The organism is Pseudomonas sp. SG20052 (assembly GCF_031766055.1).
GTDB classification, from domain to species: domain Bacteria; phylum Pseudomonadota; class Gammaproteobacteria; order Pseudomonadales; family Pseudomonadaceae; genus Aquipseudomonas; species Aquipseudomonas mandelii.
Map to the genome: position 1 here is coordinate 6756333 of NZ_CP134498.1, position 20905 is coordinate 6777237.

Annotated in this window: 15 protein-coding genes and 1 pseudogene; 3 read left to right on the forward strand and 13 right to left on the reverse strand. The window is 61.2% G+C overall.

The genetic code is table 11. From position 1 onward, the window contains the following. Positions 1–33: 33 nt before the first annotated feature. Positions 34–555, reverse strand: coding sequence for a DUF3617 domain-containing protein (locus RHP74_RS31050; RefSeq protein ID WP_010465397.1), 522 nt, complete (start codon positions 553–555; stop codon positions 34–36). A 131-nt stretch (positions 556–686) separates the two neighbouring features. Between RHP74_RS31050 and cls the strand changes: the two genes are divergently transcribed. Further along, entirely contained in the window at positions 687–2126 is a 1440-nt protein-coding gene (gene cls, locus RHP74_RS31055) for a cardiolipin synthase (RefSeq protein ID WP_010465398.1), read from the forward strand. Here the strand turns inward: cls and cfaB are convergent. The 5 genes and pseudogenes from cfaB to RHP74_RS31080 all read right to left on the reverse strand — a co-directional run bounded on the left by cfaB (position 2123) and on the right by RHP74_RS31080 (position 9477). Next, positions 2123–3306, reverse strand: a pseudogene (gene cfaB, locus RHP74_RS31060) (C17 cyclopropane fatty acid synthase CfaB). The gene cls and the pseudogene cfaB sit on opposite strands and share 4 nt — an antisense overlap. 216 nt (positions 3307–3522) lie before the next feature. Continuing rightward, on the reverse strand, positions 3523–5433 hold the full coding sequence (locus RHP74_RS31065; RefSeq protein WP_311096994.1) for a cation-translocating P-type ATPase: 1911 nt from the start codon (positions 5431–5433) through the stop codon (positions 3523–3525). Further along, positions 5430–6488, reverse strand: a complete 1059-nt coding sequence (locus RHP74_RS31070; protein ID WP_311096995.1) for a protease modulator HflK — start codon at positions 6486–6488, stop codon at positions 5430–5432. Before RHP74_RS31070 ends, RHP74_RS31065 begins: the two co-directional genes overlap by 4 nt. Further along, positions 6485–7522: a protease modulator HflC gene (locus tag RHP74_RS31075; RefSeq protein WP_311096996.1), complete on the reverse strand. Its 1038-nt coding sequence runs from the start codon at positions 7520–7522 to the stop codon at positions 6485–6487. Before RHP74_RS31075 ends, RHP74_RS31070 begins: the two co-directional genes overlap by 4 nt. Then, complete coding sequence (locus RHP74_RS31080; RefSeq protein WP_311096998.1) at positions 7519–9477, reverse strand: protease modulator HflK; 1959 nt, start codon at positions 9475–9477, stop codon at positions 7519–7521. Before RHP74_RS31080 ends, RHP74_RS31075 begins: the two co-directional genes overlap by 4 nt. A 217-nt stretch (positions 9478–9694) precedes the next feature. Between RHP74_RS31080 and lpdA the strand changes: the two genes are divergently transcribed. Continuing rightward, on the forward strand, positions 9695–11095 hold the full coding sequence (gene lpdA, locus RHP74_RS31085; RefSeq protein WP_311096999.1) for a dihydrolipoyl dehydrogenase: 1401 nt from the start codon (positions 9695–9697) through the stop codon (positions 11093–11095). Between the two features lie 70 nt (positions 11096–11165). Here lpdA and RHP74_RS31090 read toward each other — a convergent pair whose 3' ends face one another. Then, a complete protein-coding gene (locus RHP74_RS31090) occupies positions 11166–11639 on the reverse strand; it encodes an Lrp/AsnC family transcriptional regulator (protein ID WP_010465412.1) in 474 nt (157 codons plus the stop codon). Between the two features lie 145 nt (positions 11640–11784). Between RHP74_RS31090 and RHP74_RS31095 the strand changes: the two genes are divergently transcribed. After that, on the forward strand, positions 11785–12414 hold the full coding sequence (locus RHP74_RS31095) for a LysE family translocator (RefSeq protein WP_311097001.1): 630 nt from the start codon (positions 11785–11787) through the stop codon (positions 12412–12414). A 3-nt stretch (positions 12415–12417) separates the two neighbouring features. On the opposite strand, the gene RHP74_RS31100 is transcribed toward RHP74_RS31095, so the two are convergent. From RHP74_RS31100 to RHP74_RS31125, 6 genes are all read right to left on the reverse strand, one after another. Then, positions 12418–14535, reverse strand: coding sequence for a hypothetical protein (locus RHP74_RS31100; RefSeq protein WP_102594442.1), 2118 nt, complete (start codon positions 14533–14535; stop codon positions 12418–12420). Then, complete coding sequence (locus tag RHP74_RS31105) at positions 14522–15715, reverse strand: DUF3142 domain-containing protein (RefSeq protein WP_311097003.1); 1194 nt, start codon at positions 15713–15715, stop codon at positions 14522–14524. The genes RHP74_RS31100 and RHP74_RS31105 overlap by 14 nt, the downstream gene beginning before the upstream one ends. 114 nt (positions 15716–15829) lie before the next feature. Then, entirely contained in the window at positions 15830–16657 is an 828-nt protein-coding gene (locus RHP74_RS31110) for a class I SAM-dependent methyltransferase (protein ID WP_010465420.1), read from the reverse strand. Further along, positions 16651–17808, reverse strand: coding sequence for an acyltransferase (locus tag RHP74_RS31115; RefSeq protein WP_311097004.1), 1158 nt, complete (start codon positions 17806–17808; stop codon positions 16651–16653). Before RHP74_RS31115 ends, RHP74_RS31110 begins: the two co-directional genes overlap by 7 nt. A 52-nt stretch (positions 17809–17860) precedes the next feature. After that, positions 17861–19159 carry a glycosyltransferase gene (locus RHP74_RS31120; protein WP_010465425.1) on the reverse strand — a complete coding sequence of 433 codons (1299 nt, stop codon included), beginning with the start codon at positions 19157–19159 and terminating at the stop codon, positions 17861–17863. Then, complete coding sequence (locus RHP74_RS31125; protein ID WP_224795532.1) at positions 19153–20718, reverse strand: glycosyltransferase; 1566 nt, start codon at positions 20716–20718, stop codon at positions 19153–19155. Before RHP74_RS31125 ends, RHP74_RS31120 begins: the two co-directional genes overlap by 7 nt. Between the last annotated feature and the right edge of the window lie 187 nt (positions 20719–20905).

A 20905-nucleotide genomic window follows, 5' to 3' on the forward strand; every position in this document is an offset into this window, starting at 1 on the left:
ACCCTGTAGGAGCGAGGCTTGCCCGCGAAGCTTTTAAGCCCTCGGCTTGACCGTCCCGCAATCCTGACCCAACCACACGGCGCGAGTATCGAGGCTACCCTTCTGCTGAAGGCCGGTCGCATTAAACGTGCCGTTGACCTTGGTGGTGAACTCACGATCACTGAGGAAAGTGGCGACTCCCGCGCCCTGCGCTTTCGGACAGCTGAAACGGAATTTCCACTGATTACCGCTGCGGTCAGTGATTTCCTGTTTGCAGCCCGATTGCGGGTCCGTCAGCGGGATATTGTCTGACTTCACTTGCTCCGGCGTCAGGCACGCCCGAATCCCCTTTCCGCCCATGGTGATGCCCTGCTTCTCCAGCTGCGCACGCTGTTGCGGGGTCATCTGGCCCTGCAACTGGCCGAGGATCAGCTGCAAGTCCGGCAGGTTCTGGTCATCGACCTTCATGTTGCTCGTGGTCAACTCCCACAAACCTGGCTGCAGCATCTGCGCCTGAGCGGCCAGGGGAACTGCTAAACCTAAAGCCACGGCCAAACCCAGCAGACGAACGTTCATCGAGTAACTCCTGATCAGTAGTGGCCGTTAGACGTCAGCCACAGGCTTCAGTTCATGGGCCAATTAAATAGCGACATTCTGCACGGAACATGGTCTGTTAAGCATTGAATCTTCAGGAGCAAGGCTGCCCCATGGATTACTTTGGACCGCACATTTTCGGCTACATGATTGCACTGCTTCATACGCTGGGCCTGATCGCAGCCATCCACGCCGTACTCACCGTCCGGACCGCCCAGGGCGCTATCGCCTGGGCCCTGTCGTTGATCTTCATGCCTTACCTCACGCTTATTCCGTACTTGGTCTTTGGCCGCAGCACCTTCGATGGCTACATCAAGGCGCGGCGCCAGGCCAACGAGGAAATGCGCAAGGCGATCTCAGAGCTCAACTGGCGCCCCTGGGTAGAAGAGGCGCTGACCGCACGCGCCTCCAACGCCTACGCGTCCCTGCGGGCGATGCCGAAACTGGGGCGCATGCCGTGCCTGGCGAACAACGAAGTGCGCTTGCTGATCAACGGCCAAGCCACCTTCGACGCAATTTTCGAAGCCATCGACAACGCGAAGGAAGCGGTGCTGATTCAATTCTTCATCATCCACGACGACCGCCTCGGCCAGCGCCTGCAAACCCTGCTGCTGAAGAAAGCCGCAGAAGGCGTGGCCATACACTTGCTGTACGACCGCATCGGCAGCCATTCCCTGCCCCACAGTTACGTGCAGCCGTTGCGCGATGCCGGCGTAGAGGTCAAAGCCTTCGCCACCCGCAGCGGCTGGCTTAACCGCTTCCAGGTCAACTTCCGCAATCACCGCAAGATCGTCGTGGTCGACGGGATTCTGGGCTTCGTCGGCGGGCATAACGTTGGCGACGAATACATGGGCGAGAAACCGCCGCTGGCGCCCTGGCGCGATACCCACGTGCGGGTATGCGGGCCGGTGGTGGCCTGTATGCAGGAATCGTTTGCCGAAGACTGGTTCTGGGCGGCGCGATCATTGCCACCACTGATCCTGCCGGACGTGTATCCGGACGACGGTGTGCTCTGCCAATTACTCGCCAGCGGCCCGGCCGATTCCTACGAAACCTGTTCATTGTTCTTCGTCGAAGCCATCCATGCGGCAACAGAAAGGGTGTGGATCACCAGCCCCTACTTCATCCCCGACGAAGCCGTGTTCGCTGCGTTGAGACTGGCCGCTCTTCGAGGCGTGGATGTGCGGCTGCTTCTGCCCTCACGACCGGACCACCGAATCGTTTACGCGGCCTCAAGCCTTTATGCTTTCGAAGCCGTGCGCGCAGGCGTGCGCGTGTTTCGGTACGCGCCGGGTTTCCTGCATCAGAAGGTGGTGTTGATCGACAGTGAAATCAGCGCCATAGGCAGCGCCAACCTGGATAACCGCTCATTCCGGCTCAATTTCGAAGTGATGTTACTGACCGTCGACAGCGCGTTTGCCGCCGAGGTGGAACAGATGCTCAATGATGACTTCGCCCAGGCCCACGAGATCGCCAAAGAAGAAAGCCGGGAGACCCGCCGCCTGCAACAGGTCGGCATGCGGATCGCCCGGCTTATTTCACCGATTCTCTAAAGGTAGATGTCGTCTCGCGTCCAAGGCAGTTCATGGCTGCCATCGGCGTGGGCTTTCACCGCGAGGATCTGGTGCAGGTTGATCCAGCCTCTGGCGAACGCGTAAGCGCATCCCGCCAGGTACAACCGCCAGATCCGCAGCGCCTGTTCCGGAACCAGTTTTGAAGCCGCTTCCAGATTGTCCTCCAGGCGTTCGCTCCAATGGTCCAGGGTGCGCGCGTAGTGAAGGCGCAGGCTCTCGACATCGACGATCTCCAGCCCCGCTTCGCTGATCTCGGCGGAGATCATCGACAGGTGCGGCAACTCGCCGTTGGGGAACACATATTTCTCGATGAAATCCCCGGCACCGCGCCCTACAGGTCGGCCATCCGTGTGCTTGGCGGTGATCCCGTGGTTCATTACCAGGCCGCCCTCTTTCACTGCGCCGAACAAGGTCTTGCAGTACTCGGCCAGGTTGGCGTGGCCGACGTGTTCGAACATGCCGACGCTGACCACCTTATCGAAGCGCCCGTCCTGAGGCAGATCGCGGTAGTCGAGCAGTTGCAGTTCAACCAGATCGTCCAGGCCTTCGGCGGTCACTCTTTCACGGGCCAGGGCCAGTTGCTCTTTACTCAGGGTAATCCCGAACACTTTCGCGCCAAACTCGCGGGCCGCGAAACGGGCCAGCCCTCCCCAACCGCAACCGACATCCAGCAGGTATTCACCCGGTTGCAGACGTAGCTTGCGGCACAGGTGGCGGAACTTGGCTTGCTGGGCTTGCTCCAGCGTTTCGCTGCCGGTCTCGAAATAGGCGCAGGAATACGCCATGTCGCTGTCGAGCCACAGCTGATAAAACGCATTGGAAAGGTCGTAGTGGTAGGAAATCGCCTTCGCGTCGGTTTCCTTGTCGTGGAACGTGCGCACAGGCTGACTGTCGTCGTCCTCGCTCAACAACGCCTGACTCCATTCATCACAAACGCGGATCACGTCGCTGATGGAGCCTTCGAGTTCCAGCTTGCCTTCGACAACGCCGCTCCGAGCGCGTCCAGGCTGGGATGAGTGAACTGGGTAACCATTTGTGGGTCCTTGACCACAATAGTGACGCTGGGCGTCGGCCCCAGGTTGAATTCATGGCCGTCCCAGAGTCGCAGGCGTAGCGGTAACTGCAGATTCTGTAAGGCCGGTGGAAGTTGCGCGAGCATGGAAAGTCCCCCTTGTTTCAGACGTCTGATGTGAGGGTAGACCATCCTAGAAAAATAGCTGGCTATCGATTTAATAGCGTTTTTCTATAACTCGCGGCGCTTAAACCAGCCGTCGTGCGTCCACAAAAGCAGATGGTCCTTACCCTAGATGACTACAAATTTGATGCACAGTTCTAAAAACTCGGTTTTGCCCTCATAGCCCTGGTTTAGAAGCGTTCAAGCCTCGTCTTTAATTTTCAGCAAAGGCTCCTGAAAGCGCAGCAGACGCCCCGCATTACCGAGCACCAACAACGTACTGAGGTTATGCAGCAACGCTGCAATCATCGCCCCCGCAGCACCGAGCCAGCCGAATGCCGCAAACGCGACAATCGCCAGGGTCCAGCCCAGACCGATGATCACGTTGACCTGCAAGGTCTGCCGACATTGGCGACTCAACCGGACACAGGTGCCGAGGCGACGCAGGTCGCTGCCGATCAACACAATGTCCGCCGACGCCAGCGCGATGTCCGCGCCACCCGCGCCCATGGCCACCCCCACGACGCCGGCCTTGAGTGCCAGCGAATCGTTGATGCCATCCCCCACCACCATCGGCCGGAAGCCGTTGCCGATTTCCGTCAGCACCCGGTTGAGTTTGTCCTCAGGCAGTGCCTGCGCTTCAACATCGGTAATGCCGACATCCCGTGCCAGCGTGTGTGCGACGCTTTGCCGATCGCCCGTAAGTAACAACTGGCGACCCAAACCCAGTTCACGTAATTCACTCAAGGCAAAACGCGCCTCAGGTTTGACGCTGTCTGCCAGCAACAGCCAGGCCAGGAATTCACCGTTGAGTGCCAGCCCGGCAATCGGGCCATCGTGTTCGGGAACCGCCGAAGTGGCGATGCCCAGTTGCGCGAATAGCTCTGGACGGCCGAGCGCTGCTTCGCCCTGCTCCGTCATCGCGACCACGCCCAGGCCCTGGCGCTCGTGGATGTCCGACAGCAGCAGAAAATGTTCCTGAGTGACCAACCCGGCGAGCGCACGGCTCACCGGATGACTGCTGGCCGAGCCGAGGCTCGCAGCGAGTTTAAGCACGTGACTGCGGTCCTCCAGCGGGCTGTCGATGGACTGCAAGCGCAAGGTGCCAAACGTCAGGGTTCCGGTCTTGTCGACCACCAGCGACGTGAGGTCCGCCAACTCTTCCAGGAACGCCGAGCTGCGAATCAGAATCCCGTGCCGCGCCGCCACCGCCACGCCGGCAATCGCCGTGGCCGGCGCCGATAACACCAACGCGCAAGGACACGCCGCCACCAGCACCGCGAGCATCGCCTGGGCATCATTGGTGACAAACCAGGTCACTGCGGCCAACAGCAATACCAACACCATGTAACTGCCGGCGTAACGCTCAAGCAAACGGGTGATCGGCGGCTTCGAACGCTCGGCGCTTTGCATCAGGGCGATGACTTTACCGAGGGTCGATTCGTTGCCGGTGCGGGTCACTTCGAGGCGCAGCAAACCGTCGAGATTGATCGCGCCGCCAAAGACCTGCATGCCGACACCTGCCTCGATCGGCACCGACTCACCGGTGATCGATGCCGTGTCGAGGCTTGCCTGACCGGACAACACCCGACCATCGGCCGGCACTCGGTCGCCCGCACGTACCTCGACAATGTCGCCGGTTTTAAGGGTTCCGTTGTCGACTTCGACGATGGCTCCGTCAGCCTGAACCTTGCGAGCGTGACTGCGGGTCAGTTTGCCGAGCGCACGAATCGCTTCCTGGGAACCCATCACGCTGCGCTCTTCCAGCACGTGGCCGAAGATCATGATGATCGGCAGCAACGCAGCAGTCAGCAGATCACCCGTCGCCCAGGCACCGAGCATGGCGAGGGCAATCAGCTGATCGGTGATCCCGTGCAAGCTTGGATATCGCAGGCTGTACCACGCCGAACGCATCACTGGCACGGCCACCAACAACGATGCAAAACCCAACAGCAATTGACTGACGCCCGTCTGCTCCGGTGACAGCCAGCGCCAGATCAACCCGAGGCTGAGCAAGCCAAGGGCAAGCATGGCCAAGGTTAATTGGCGTGCAGCGCTGCGTTGTTCAGCCGAGGACAACAGGCTGGGTGCGGCGGCGGTTGAGGTGGTCATTGCGCTGCTCCCTGAATGATCAGGCGGGAATCATCTTTCGGATTGACCGTCGTTACTGAGCCGGCCTGGCCGAGAATCTTCGGCATCCGCTCGCGGTAGATACGCAGCAACATTTGCGGGTCAGTGCCCTGTTGTTGCGCTTGGGCCAGGCTCAACACCGTGGCCGTATCAGCCGAAGCTTTCGCCAGCCGTTCGCTCGCTTGGGCGTGGGCGACTTGCAGTGTCCGGTCGCCTTGTTCATTGGCGGCCTGGGTCAGTTTCTCGGCCTCGGTGCGCGCATTGGCGACGGTTTTGTCCGCTTGCTGGCTGGCGGTCAGCACCGCATTGAAAGCGTTCACCGCTGGACCGGGCAGACTCGATTGCACGTCGACTCGCGCCACTTCGATACCCAGGCCCTGTCCCGTCGTGGTCAGCTCGGCCAGACGCTGATTGATGCCCTGCACCAAATCACCGCGCAGACGTTCGCGACGTTCTGCCGCCTGATTGTCGCTACCGATCAGTTCCGGCCGCGCCACCAAAATGGTGTCCAGGTCTCGCGCGGCCGTCAGGGCAACGGCGCTGCGGGTGACCAGCCGATCGAGTGCCGGCAAAACATGTTCACCTTGAAGCACGAAGGCATAAGGTTCGGTGACCTTGTAGAAAACCCGCACATCCAGCTGTACCACGCCCGCGTCACCGGTCAGCAGATAGCCCGATCCAGCGAGCGCATCGCTCAGCGGTGTCGCGAAAGACGCCACCCGATCGGCCTGCAACGCAGCATCGCTACGAAGCAGATTCTCCACCCGACGCTCGATCACCCGATCAGCTGCCGGCAACAAAATCACTTGCTCAAACGGGCGCGGCCAGGCCAATAGCAAACCGGCATTCTGGATGCGATCCAGCGCGCCGAAGTGCAGGACCACCGCCCGATTCTGAGGATCAATCTGCCGCACATTGGAGAATGCCCACGCTAACGCAGCCAGAACGGTCACGCCGTAAAGCGCCAAAAAAGCCAATCGCCCAGCCTGAATCCAGGGGCTGCTTAACTCATGTGTTCCACGTGGAACTAAATTCATGGCTGTGACCCGGACTTGTTATCGAGGGTCGGTGGACCGTCAACCAACACCCGGAAAGGTGCGGCATCAGTGCGCAATATCAGTTTGGTGCCCGGGGTGACGATCGTGCCCAATGTATCGAGGGATCGCAGCAAGTTGTAAAGCTGTGGCGAACCGGCGTAGGCACGGCCGTAAATCTGCGCGGCTTCGACGCGGGATTGGGCTTCGATATCGGCAGCTTTCACCGTCGCATCAGCTTGCACGATGCGCGCATCTCGTTCAGCCGCGGACCGGATTTGCGCGGCTTCACGCTTGCCGATGGCGGTGCGTTCGGTGGCGATTGTTTCACGCTCGGCGCGCATCCGATCGACGGTGGCGGTGAGCGTCACCGACGGCAGGGTCAAACGCTCGATACCCACTTGCAGCACGCGAACGCCATACGTGCTCAGCAACTGCTGATCGATCTGTTTACGCAACTGCGCTTCGAAGTCGGCAATGTGCACCTGATTGGCGTCGGTGTTGACCAGGTTGGCCAGGTCGAAACTGCTCGCGGTGGTTTCCAGTGCCGACCCCACAAACGTGCGAATCTGCCGCGCCGCTTCGTCCGGCTGATTCTGCACGGCGCGCATAAAGCGCTGCACATTGTCCGGGTCGCCCTGAACCTGCCACGCCACGTAGGCCTGAACAATGATGCGCAATCCGTCGCGCGTTCCCACATCCTGCAAACCGCTGGAGGTGGTGCGCAGCCGTAAGTCGACCGGAATGGCCGCTTCAAACGGTGCCGGCCAGCGCCATCCGAGACCCGGCTCCAGTAACACCCGCGACGGATTACCGAAGCGAGTAATCACCGTGGCCTCCCCCGAGCGAACCTGCACCAGACTCGCTGCCGCGATGGCGAATGCCACGAGCAACGCCGCCCACCCCATGCGCCGCCACGGGAATGGACCGGCTTCCTGTGAATCACCGTGATGATGGTGGTGACCGTGGTGATGTCCGCCATGTCCGTGATCGTGGCCGGCGTGGTCGTCATGATCGTGAGAGTGCGACTGGCTCAATGGGCAGCTCCTGGCTGAGCGCTGTTGTGCGGCGACGCAGGATCGGCCGGCAGCGTGAAGGTACGTAGGTCGATGGTCGGTGCATTGCTGGTGCCGCCCAGACGATGATCGAGCACCAGCAATTTGGCGTTAGCCAGACCCTGGGTCAGTTGGCTGAAATACTGCTCCAGCAAGAACGCTTGGCCAGCACTGGCATAGGCTTTTTGTTCGGCGGTGAATTTCAGATCAGCCGCCTGCGCGGCGGAGTTGATTTCATGCGCGCTGGCGCTCGCCTGATCGCGAGCGATGCTGGCCTGCAACTGCGCTTGATTGGTCGCTTGCGCTGCTGCCCCGCGCTCACGCGAGATCAATGCCTGGGCACCAATCTGCGCCGCCTGAACGCCGTGATAAGCGTTGGCTGCACCGGCCGGCGGATGGATCGCCTCCACCACGGTGGCGAGAATTTCCACACCGCTGTCGAGCTTCTGCAGATCAGATTGCACGGCGCGGCCGATCTCCTCGGCCAGCCCTACCCTGTCCTCGCCAAGCAAACCGTCGAGGGTCCGCGAGGCAAAGTCGTGAACCAGAATCCGGCTGGCAGTGCTGCGAATCAGCGTTGGTACATCGGCGCTGTTGTACGTCGCAGCCAACGCCGCTTGATCGGTCAGACCGATGCGGTAAACAAAACGCACGTCCATGTTAACGATCTGAAAGCTCTGCTTGTCGGCACGGCTGCTGGCGATCACCTGGGATTTATCGTTCACATGGCTGGCGTCCCACAAGCGATTGGCAATCGCCGGCGCCGGGCCTTCTGCAGGCTCCAGGACGACCGGCACCGATGTTTCGCCAACGCTTGTTGCCAACTCGTGAACCACGCCGTTTTCAACGCTCAACACCCGACCCAGCGGCCACGGTAAACCGGCGTGCAAACCCGGACCGAACACTTCCACCGGTTTGCCGAAACGTTCGTAGATGCCCCGCCCTTGCAGGGGTATTTCGTGAACACCGGTGAGCGACCACCCGACAATCGCCACCACCGCCATCACCGGTAAAAACGCCCGACGCATATAGGTGAAGGCCCAGATCTGCCGCAAGTCGATACCGAAGCGGTTATGCAGTTCGTGCTGCAACGCCAGCAACGGTTGTGGCGGCCAGCGCAGCATGTCGGCGACAACACTTCGTGCCAGCAACGTCGGTTCAAAGTGTTCACGGCGAGGACTGAACAACGACAACATGGCGCGTAGCAGCAACTCGGCCGCGACCAGTCCCGGCAGCAACCCGATCAACACGGCAAGGCGTACTGGCCAGACCGAAGTTTCGCTGCCAAACAACAAACACAACGCGCTGAGCACCAGGCAAATGATCGCCACCCGGCTCAGTTGCGCCAACTGCCCCGCTTCTGGCCATTGGGCGACGTTCTCTTGGGCGAGCTGACGCTCAAGCACCAGCAAACCGAAGGCCAGCAACAACGACAGCACGGCACCGACACTTGCCGATAATCCCAACGCTGCGGGCGCCAACGCGAGGTTCCAGAATTGGCTGATGCTGTAGATCGCCAACAGTGCCCAACCGGCGAGCCATAGGGTCGGTGCGCCGATCTGCCCGAGCAAGCGCACCCAGCGCTGACCGAGCCGCTCCAGCAGTCGCTCATACCAGCCATCGGGGGCAACGGTTTCATCCGAAACAACCTCTGGCAGCGGCGGATTCATCGCTTGCGCGCGCCACTGAGTCACCCACCATGCCGATTGCAGGCCGGCAATCAGCACCAGCAAACCGGCGCTCTGATTCACCAGCAACGGGGCCCACAGCGACAACGGCGCAAACAGCCCGACAAAAAACGCCAACACCAACCCGACCGCCGCCAAGGCACTCAGGCCGATGGAGAACTGACGCAATCGCCGCCCTTGAAAAACCGCCTGCTGAAAGCGCGGCAGCCCGGCTACCTGCGTTCCATCGACTTCGAGATCGACTTGCATACCACCCCAGTGCTTATCATTGGCCACATCGCAATTCGTTACGATATAACGAAAGTGGTGAAATTTTTGTACTAAATCGCTCTATCTAAAGATGCCCAACCTGTCGCTACGCTGAAGCCTTGACCGAAATAGCCGTAAACGCACATATTACGCTCATAATTTTAATCAAAGACTACGTTTACCCAGCCCATTTCCCTTTCAGTCCAGGAGTACATCCATGAGCACTTATGACGTCGTGATACTGGGCGGTGGCCCCGGCGGTTACAACGCAGCGATCCGCGCGGGCCAACTGGGCCTGAAAGTAGCGTGCGTGGAAGGTCGGGCGACCCTCGGCGGCACCTGCCTGAATGTCGGCTGCATGCCCTCCAAGGCACTCCTGCATGCTTCGGAACTCTACGACGCCGCCATGGGAACGGAATTCGCCAACCTGGGAATCGAGGTCAAACCCACTCTCAACCTCGCCCAGATGATGAAGCAGAAAGATGAAAGCGTGACCGGGTTGACCAAGGGCATCGAATTTCTGTTTCGCAAAAACAAAGTCGATTGGATCAAAGGTTGGGGCCACATCGACGGGCCGGGCAAAGTGACGGTGACCGACAGCCAGGGCGGCAAGACCGAACTGAGTGCCAAGGACATCATCATCGCCACCGGCTCCGAGCCCACTCCCCTGCCCGGCGTCCAGATCGATAACAAACGCATCCTCGATTCCACTGGCGCGCTGTCGCTGGCCGAAGTGCCGAAGCACTTGGTAGTGATCGGCGCCGGCGTGATCGGCCTGGAACTGGGTTCAGTGTGGCGCCGCCTGGGCGCCCAGGTGACCGTGATCGAATTTCTCGACCGGATCTGCCCCGGTGTGGATGCTGAGGCGGGCAAAACCCTGCAGCGCTCGCTGAGCAAACAGGGCATCAGCTTCAAGTTGAGCTCGAAAGTGACCAGCGCCACCCCGTCCGCAAACGGCGTTCAGCTCAGCGTGGAGCCGGCGGCGGGCGGCACTGCCGAGACGATTGAGGCCGATTACGTGCTGGTGTCCATCGGCCGTAGGCCTTACACCGAGGGTTTGGGCCTGGAAAACGTCGGCCTCACCACCGACAAGCGCGGCATGCTCGCGAACAAGGGCCATCGCACCGACGCTGCGGGCGTGTGGGTGATCGGCGATGTCACGTCCGGGCCGATGCTCGCCCACAAGGCCGAAGATGAAGGCATGGTGTGCATCGAGCAAATCGTCGGCAAGGCGGGCGAGGTCAACTATGACTTGATCCCCAATGTCATTTACACCAAGCCTGAACTGGCCAGCGTCGGCAAGACTGAAGAGCAGCTCAAGGCAGAAGGTCGCGCGTACAAAGTCGGCAAATTCCCCTTCACCGCCAACAGCCGGGCGAAGATCAACCACGAAACCGAAGGCTTCGCCAAAGTGCTGGCCGATGAGCGCACCGACGAAATTCTCGGCGTGCACCTGGTCGGACCGAGCGTCAGCGAAATGATTGGTGAGTATTGCGTCGCGATGGAGTTCAGCGCTTCGGCGGAGGACATCGCGCTGACGTGCCATCCGCATCCGACGCGGTCCGAGGCGTTGCGTCAGGCGGCGATGAATGTGGAGGGGATGGCGACGCAGATGTGAGCCCGCCTGCCAGATGATCGATCCCACGTCGAGGCGTCGAACCGTCCGCGTGGGAACGATCCTGCTCGGTCTAAAGCGGCAAATGCCCCAACGGCAACGCCCCCGGCGTCTTCACCGTGTGAATCGCAAAGTTGCTGCGGATATCACTTACACCCGGCAATTTCAGCAGGCGCTCGGTGAGAAAGCGGTCATACCCGCGTAGATCCGGCACCACCACTTGCAGCAGAAAATCCGATTCCCCTGACACCAGGAATGCCGAAATCACCTCCGGCAGTGCGGTGACGGCCAGGCGAAAGGCTTCGGCCTGCTCATCGTTGTGGCGCTCAACCTTGACCCCGACAAACACCGTCAGCCCAAGCCCCACTTCGTCACGATCAAGGTTGGCCTGATAGCCGCGAATCACGCCGGCCTCCTCCAGCATCCGCACCCGACGCAAACAGGGGGAAGCGGACAAACCGATCTCGTCGGCCAATTGCACATTGCTCAGGCGCCCGTCCCGTTGCAGGGCGGCGAGAATCTTGCGGTCGTAGGCATCCAGCTTCATGGCTTGGCAGATCCTGATGGTTTGATCGTCACAAAGTGGCAGGTTATGCCAATTACCCAGCGTTTAGAAGCTGACTTCGCAAGCACCTGCCCCGCCCTTCAACCCTAGACTGGCGCTACCGAATCAACAACGAATGGGGTGCAACGTGGAAGGACTCTGGCTGTTTTTCATGGCGCTGGCAGTGGTGTATCTGTTGCCCGGCCCGGACATGATCCTGCTCCTGCAAACCGGCGCTCGTCAGGGCAAAGGCGCGGCGTTGGCAACGGCGGTGGGTCTGGGCATTGCTCGTGGATGTCATGTGGCGCTGGCTGCGCTGGGGCTGGCGGCGCTGTTCAAGGCTGCGCCGTGGACCTTCGACGTGGTGCGCCTGGCGGGAGCCGCCTACCTGTTGTGGATCGGCATTCAGTGCCTGCGAACCACGATGTTGCCGAACCTTGATGGCGCAGACGCAACCGGCGAAAAACCATGCTGGCGGGCCTCCATCCAGCGCGGCTTGCTGACCAACCTGCTCAACCCCAAGGCGTTGCTGTTCTGCTCAGTGTTATTGCCCCAGTTCATCAACCCTCACGCCGGACCGGTGCTCGCGCAATTTGCGGTATTGGGCATACTGCTGGTCGGCGTCGGTTTGCTGTTCGACAGCGCCTATGCCTTGACCGGCGCCGCGCTGGGCCGCTGGCTGCAACGCAGCCCCTCGGCCCAGCGCCTGCAACAATGGGTGTTCGGCAGCCTGTTGATCGGCTTCGCGGTGCGGCTGACCTTTGTTCAACAGGCATGAGCCTTACTGCGCTTTACGGCGCCGCCGGTTGATCAATACCAGCGCCGCGGCCGTCACCGCGATAACACCACCGATCTGCAATGGCCACTTGTACGGCCGCAGCGCCGAACGGGCGGCGTCAGTCGCCTGGGTTACATATCGTTTGCTGGCATTCTCGAAGTCGGGATACGGGCACTGGTGGCCGAAATCCACCGCCCAATCCACGTAGGGCCCTTCTTTGACATAGCGCTGGTACAGCGCACTTTGGTCTTGAAGGCTGCTGTTCCACCCCGCCGCCGAGCACAACACAGCAGCAAAAGCCTGGCTGGTGTGAGGCAGGTTATCGGCGGCGCGGTTGGCCAAGGCCGTGGCGACGAATCGATAGTGGTAGCGCTCGTCGGGCTTCGCGGCACTGGCTTGCTGGCGCTGGACTTCACTTTCGGCCACCAAGGGGCCGACCTTCAGTTCAGTCGTCTCCAGGCTGTAATTGCCGCCAAACGTGGCGTAGTCCGGGGCCATTTCATAACCCAGAATGTCCATGCCCCACTCGCGTGCCGTCCAGGCTGCGTTGAACAGAGCAGACGCACGCTTGGTCGGCCACCACGCTGAATCAGCGAGCTGACGCTGTTGCGCATACAACCGGGCCTTTTTCTGTAGATCGGGGTTGTCGAAATACACCAGCGCCTCGTCGTAGCGCTCTTCACGCAGTAATCGACGCCCGAGCAGATTGCGCAGTTGCGCCGCCACCGGCAACGGCACGTAGTTGTCGCGATCCTGCTGGCTGAGCGCTGGCGGCGCCGGCACCTGGGTGTCAACGTAATGCTTGAGCTCATCGACGGTCAGCACGCGCTCGGCAACGGTCGCGGCATCGAACCAATAGATACTTTGGCTGCGATAAAGCTGATCGAACGCTTGCAAGTAATCCCCGCGTTGCAGCGCCAGGATCGCGCTTTCACCCTCGACCCGGCACTTGGGTTGCAGGCTTTCGAAATCATAGTCAGGCGTACGTCGCTCGCCCCACGATTCGTTCTGCGGGAAGGCCTGGGCCGCCTTGGCATACGCCGCAGCCGCTGCGCTTTTGTCACCCTCACGCAACGCCAGTTTCGCCCGCAACCACCACGCCAGACCGCCGTCCCCGGCATGCTCAAGGAACGCTTTGGCGCTGGTGTAATCGCCCTGTTGATAATTCATCGCCGCCAGCCGGTCCGCGTTGTCCAGACTGCCCCGGGTGCTGCTTTGCAGGAGTTTGATCAGCTTCAGTTCATTCGGCGGTTGATCACCGAATGACCAGCCCAGGCGACTGATCAGCGACGCCGTCACCAGTTGTTGCACCGGTTTGCCCTTGAGCAACTCGGTCAACTGATCTTCAGGCATCGCCAGCAGATCCGCCATCAACAGCTTCAGCGAGGTGTAACCCACCGCCGAACCGTGGCGATTTTGCGTGGCGTACAGATTGATGGCGCTGTTCCAGTCGCCAGCGGTGCGCGCCACGCGGGCCTCCTCGCCGAGGCTGGCGACACCGAGTTCCAGCGGGTCGCTGAAGCCGTCGATGCTCAGCTGACGGGCCTGCCCGAAGGCTTTGCGCGACTGTGCCAACAGGTCAGGCGCTGCGTCTGCTTCGGCGCTCTGGGCAAACAGCGTCCGGCCCAATGAATAAGCGGCCCAGGTGCTGCGCAAGGCGCGTTGATCCGCCGGCAGCGCCAGCACTTTCTGGAAGTACTCGGCGGCCAGCGCATGATCACCGGCGTTAAACGCCACCGCACCCGCCAGATAGAAACGAAGCTCGGCCGGCAGGCTCGCGCCCTGGGTCTCGACTTGACGGGCCTCGGTCAGCGCGCGCAACTGTTTGACCAGGGCTTGCTGCTCCGCCGTCAACCCGGCCTGTTCGGCCTTGTCCCGCTGCTCGGCGTAGTCGGTTGCCTCTAGGCCGTAAGGGGACGACTCGACGTTCTTGAGCCCTGCGATCACATGCCCAAGGCGATTGATCTCGAACTGGAAGTTGCCTTCCGGCAGCTCCGCCAGCGACTGGGCGCGGTTGTCCAGCAAGCGCATCGGGAAGTCCGGCCCGCAGGCCAACGCCGAACCCAGCGGCAGGCTGAGGCTCAGGCAAAGCACATGGCGGGGCCAGTTACGGGTGAACATTCGAACCTCCTTGATCAATGTGTGCGCAGCGAGCCCAACCGATGGCGCGCTGCTCGCCGGCCGGTATCCGGCCGTCGCGCAGGCGGGTGAAGGTAAGCAGATCCGGGCTTTGTTGCAATGCGTAACCGGCCAGCGCATCGGCACCGTCGCAGCCGCGAACCGCCAGAGTGACGCGTTCGGGCCAGGCGTTGTCGAGGTTGCCTTGATTGCTGACGCTGATGTCATAGAGGTCGTCTTGCGCGATGAGTTTCAAACTTAACCGACTATTGAGCGAATCTCCGCGAGCAACGGCCCTCAGCGTGTTCAGGCTCCAGGCCCGACGATCACCCGCCAGCGGCAGACGAAACCAGATCAGACCGGCCAGATGCGCCGGTGGATCGGCGCGCAACTCGGCGGCGAGTGCGCTCAGTTGCAAGGGATCCGCCAGCAATTCCCGGCGTTGGCCGGCTCGCCCGACAGGCACTTCGCTTTCCACGACCGGCGCACCGCTGGCGCCCGGCAACAGGGCCACGCCATAGGCGGGCAGCGCCAGGTAAAAGGGTTTTGAGGTGATGAGGCTCCAGGCGTTTACCCATTTCCTGGCTTGTTCCGGATCAAACAGACCACGACGCGGATCACTCACCGCATGCACCTGCAACACGCTGCTGTCGACGGTCGCCAAGAGTGCCGGCAATTCAGGGCTGTCGAGCCAGGCAGGCAATGCGGTGATGCTCAACGGCAAAGCGGTGGGTAAAGCCGCGCGCAGGTGAGTAAGAAATTCGCGGTAAGCCGGTAGCCGGGCGCTACCGGCGTCGTGGTCGATTTCCACGCCGGAGAGCGTCAGCCCCTGCCCTTGCCACTCGCTGAGCACTTGCTGGATGTGCGTCGTGACGTCGTCCTGATCCAGCGAATTGAGCTGGCCGTCGAGGCGAATCACCGCAATCAGCGGTCGGCCATCGCGCTTGAGCAACGCCGGATCCATTCGCGCCCGGCTCCAGCCCGCCTGAGGAAACGCCTGCAAGGCCAGCACCCGCAAGGTCGAAAAGTCCGCGCGACTGTCTTGCAGGGCGGCGTCATGGGCTGACGTCCATTGCCGTTGCCAGACGTAGAGCTGCTGATCGAGCGGCGGCGCGTCTGTTTGCTCGCAACCGTTGAGCAGCGCCAGAGCAACAAGCAGGACAGAAAGACGAACTAACAACATGAAATCCCTGATCCTGGAAACACAGGGCTACAGGGTACACAAAACTTGTGGGAGCAAGCCTTTGTGGTGAGGGGATTTATCCTCTCACCACAAGGCAGCGGCTACAGAGAGTGGCTACACCAAGGGCTTGCGGGCAATGATCACCTGACTTTTCGCCACGACCGCGTCCAGCGCCTGTTTGATCTGCGCGCCACGGGGCGACGCCAGAATGGCCTGCCACGTGTCGGCCCAGTGGTTGAGCAGCGGGTGGTCAGGATTGCTGAAATCGACCTTGGCTTCCCAGAACAACAGCATCCACATAGACCAGTAAAACCCGTACTGGCTGTGGCTGAGCACTTCCAGGCCAGCGTCGCTGACCATCGCCTTGAACTGCTCTTCGCTGATGATGCGAATGTGGTTGGGCTTCTGGAAATACTCGGGCGCGGCGATGTCTTTTTGCAGGTCTTCGGAGCTTGGGTGCGGGACGCTGAGCAAATACAACGCGCCCGGTTTGCCGACACGCACCAGTTCTGCGAGGAACTGCGCCGGATCGTCCACGTGTTCGATGACTTCGGTGGACACCACGCGAGTGGCCGTCGCATCGGCAATCGGCAGCGGGTTGCAGTCGGTGACGTGGCATTCGACGTCACGCGCCGGTGTGTCGCTCAGGCGCTGTCGGGTGGCTTCGACCTTGGCCGCGTCGATGTCGGCGATGATGATCTTCGCCCCGCGCATGCCGCAGAAATGCACGTTACCGCCGTCACCGCAGCCAACGTCCAGCAGCGTGTCTTCGGCGGTCACCGGGAACCCGGTGAACAGCTCGCCGGTTTGCTGATTGAACCAGCCGCTGAGCATCGCGTCGTGCAGGCCGAGCATGTACGGATCGACCTTCTCGACCGTGTCCGCCACAGGCGCCACGGGAACGGGCGTACCCGCCGTGAGTTTCTTCAAAAGGCTCAGCATGAGGTAGCTCCAGAGGTTTGGGCGGCTGTTCGGGACGTGCCCAGGCGTTTGACCAGCGAGGCACCGCGGTTACGCATAGGCATTTCGATGAAGCGGTAGTTGAGTTCGCTCAACAAAGCGATCAAACCGCCAGCAATCATCAGTGTCAGGATCGGATGGCCGCCGGGATTGGGCAGACCGGCGCCCTGCAAGCGGAACGTGAATTCGCGCACCAGCAAATAAGCCGGTATGTGGATCAGATAGATCCCGTAGGAGCGACTGCCGACCCACGTCATCAGGTTCTTCAACACGCCCCGTGGCAGCAGGTAGTCGCGATTGTAGGAAGCGATCCAGACCAGCACCGCGCACAACAACGCGATCGTGCCGATGCGGTAATGAGTGAACGTGAAGCGATCCGTCGCCATGAAACTGAGCACCAGCGACAGCGCGACCAATGCTGTCACCCCGGCCCATGGACGGCGCAGGAACGTCGGCTCCCAGCGCAGATACGAGGGTTGCGCGCTCCACATCGCCAACAGGATGCCGAGTGCCAGCGCATCGGTGCGAACCACCATCAAGATCGGTGTGCGCAACGTGAACAACTGCACCGCGACCAGCGCCAGCAAGGCCCAGACCAGGTGCTTGCGACAGATCAGAATCAGCAGCGGAAACAACAGGTAGAACTGCTCCTCCAGCGACAGGCTCCAGTACACGAAACTGGTGCCGTACTCATAGTTATAGAAGCTGTCGGCGAAGCGGAAGTTCGCGTACTGCGCGACCCCGGCCAGGGTCGCCTGAAGGTTGGCGTGCAGCGTGCCGAACGCTCCGGAGCGATTGAGAAAAATGCAGCCCAGCAACATCAGCGCCAGCCACAACCACGCTGACGGCAGCAATCGAAAGGCCCGGCGCAGCCAGAAGTTACGCGTCTGCTGCCAGTACTCCTGACGGGTGCTGCAACCCTGCAACGCCGGGATCAGGCTGCGCGCGATGACAAACCCGGAGATGGCGAAAAACAGATCCACGCCCCACCACGGCTGCCCCCACGCGGTGATGGATTGCAACAGCGGCACCGGGGCCGCAAACAGGCTGTCTTGCAGGTGATGAAACAACACACCGAGCACCGCAATGCCGCGCAACAACTCGATGTCCATGATCCGTCTGTCGTTATTCATGCCGTCCTCCTGGACGTTGCCCTGTTTTCCACCCCATTCAACACTGCGCGGATCATGCTTCGCGGGTATCCGGAGCGACGCGGGTTTCAAGGAGCTGCGCGAAGAAGGCTTTCAGTCGTTGCTCGGCGGTGGCCTGGCTGCAGAATTTTTCGAGGCTGGCCACCGAATGCGCGGACATCTGCGCGTAACGCTCGGCGTCGTTTTTGGCGACGTCATAGCTGGCCCGATAAGCGCGGCACAACGATTCCCAGTTCGTCACGTAACGCAGGGTTCGGAACGCCCTGCGCGGGTCGTGGGGCCAGGCCGTCAGCTCGTCGGTGGAGTCGATCAGAAACGCATTATCGGCATCCAGGTAATCGATCATCGCCGTGGTGCGTGGCGCGACCGCCGGTTTGCCGCAGGACATGAACTCCATCAGCGGCAGGCACTGGCCTTCGCCGTAGGAGGTGTTGACCACAAAGCGGGTTGCCTGCACCAGGTGCTCGTAGTCCGAATCCGCGAGGTAGCCGTAGATCAGCACGATGCGGCAGCGATAGGACTGGTTTTTGTACAAATGGTGAAGGATGTCGGTCAGCGCTTCTTCGGCATCGTGGTGGGTCAGTTTGAGCACCAGTGTCGCGTCATCCACCTCCCGGAACGTCACGCAGAAGGCACTGAGCATGTCTTCCCAATTCTTGCGCCCATCACCCGGGTTGAACACCGAGGTGTAAATCACGCCGTCGAGCACCAGTTCGTGTTCACGGGGCGGTGCTTCGAAATCGATACCTTCGCCTTCGCGTAACGACGCCGGCCCAAAGGCTCGCAAGTCCAGGGTGCGGCTGTCGGCCACCAGGCCTTTGATCTTCAGGCGCACCTGACTCGCCAGTGGCTGACGTTGCAACTGGGCGCCGCGTGCCGAGAATCGATCCCACACCGGCGCCGGCACCGCGACGATCGAATAGTCGGCGCCCATCGCCTCGCGCACGGCGTTTACCGTGTAGCTGGAATGGGTAATCGCCGCGCCTGAAGCGCGCAATACCTCGCGCCAATCATTGCGCGGTTCACCCGCGAAGGGTTCGTTGGGAATGGTGCTGAATTCCCACGCAAACACCGGCAAGGTCGGACAGGCGAAGTGCACCGGCGTGCAATGCGGCGGCGAGAACGACAGGAACACGCAGTCTTCACCTCGGGACAGCGCGTCGCGGTACAAGGCATCGACTTCGGTCTGCGGGTCTCTGACTTCCACCACACGCCCCAGACGTTCCAGCACCGGGCGGTATTCCTTGAGCACGAAGTAATAGCTGTACTCCGAACGGCCAAGGTTCTGGGCGATGGTGTGCTGGTTGGTTTCCGAATGAATGATGATCAGCATGAGGCGTTATCCGTCACGGCCGCTGCCGGCAAAGCCTGCGGCGTCAGCCCGAAAAAATCCGCCAGGCGCTTCTGCACCGGGGCGAAGGCGCAGTAGTCGTGCATGCGCTCGACCGCATCGCCCGACATGCGCCGGTACTCCAGCGGTTGCTCCTTGGCCGTCCGGTAGCTGTTTTCGTAGGCGGTTTTCAGCGAGCCCCAGTCCGGGCGATAACGCAGGGTCCGGTAAATGATCCGGGTGTCTTGTGGCCAGATGGTCAGCTCTTCGCTGGACTTGACCACAAACGCCACACGCTCATCGATGTAATCCTCCATGGCGGTGTGGTCCGGGGCGATCACCGGCTTACCGCTGGCCATGAACTCCATCAGCGGCAGGCACAACCCCTCGCAGCGCGACGCGTTGACGTAATAACTGGCGGCTTCGTACAACCGGGCGTATTGCGGATCATCCAGGTAACCGTGCATCACCACCACCCGACAGGCGAACGGCGAGAGTTGCGCGAGCAAGGTCATCAGCTCGTCGTAGTAGGACGACAGGTCGCTCTGGGTAATCTTCAGCACCAGCGTGGCATCATCCGTTTCGCGAAAGGCCCAGCAGAATGCGGTGATCAATTGATGCCAGTTCTTGCGACCGTCACGGGGGTTGAACACCGTGACGTACACCACGCCATCCACCTGGGTTTCAACCCGGGAAGTGGTGTCCGGCCAATCCCGCGGTGCAGGCTCCGGCACGGCCATCGTCTGCGGGCCAGCGATAGCCGGCAGATACTCGGCGAGCCGTGCATGAGCGGTATCGGAAAGAAGATCGCGGATGCCTTCCCAATACCACTGGCTCAGAAAGTGCGTGCGATGCACCGGGACGGGCAGCGTTTTGCCCATGTCCCGACGCCACATGTGCAGGTAATGGCGAGCGATGACGAAGCGACGTTTTAGCGTCAACGGCGGCGGCTTCAATGCCTCCAGCGCCGCCAGTTCCTCGGCGCTCGGCGGTACGGGAATCAGCGCGTCGGCAGACAGCCCAAGCGTGCGCGTATCGAAGATGCAGCCTTTGATCTCCAGCGTCGAACCGGTATTCACCGGCGCGCTGGCGTGGTGGCTGCGAATGGCCGCGAAGTTCTCCCACAAGGGCGTGGGCAACACCAGCACGGGGAAATCTTCGCCCATGGCCCGCCGAATCGCCCGGGCCGTGTGGCTGGAAAGCGTGATGACCCGGCCCTGGCGCGCCAGCATCTGCGTCCAGTCCTGACGTGGGTCGTTATCCCATTGCTCATCGGGAATGGAGTCGAACTCCCAGGCCACCACGCAGATCGTCGGGCATTCAAGATCGTTCGGGGTTTTCTGCGGCGGGGTGAACGACAGGAACAGGCTGTCTTCGCCGGTGGCCAGCAATTGTCGATAGAGAGGATCGACCTCGGCGGTGGAGGACACCACATGCACCCGCCCGAGGCTTTCGAGCACCGGGCGATAAGCCTTGAGCACGAAGTAATAACTGTATTCGGGACGACCGAGGCTCTGACTGATGGAGCTGTCGTTGACGTCCGAGTAAAGAATGAAGTTCATGGCATCCCACGATGAAACCGCCATCCCGGCAGCCCCACTCTATGACGGCAAAGCCACGGATCGACCCGGCGTTTGCCAGTCGTCGTCCAGCGCCTTCTTGCCCGTCTACGTTCTTGTTTTAATGGTCAGCTTCGCGGGGTGTGAATACCACCCGGCCGAACCCTGGGTAATCGTGACGAGGGGCATT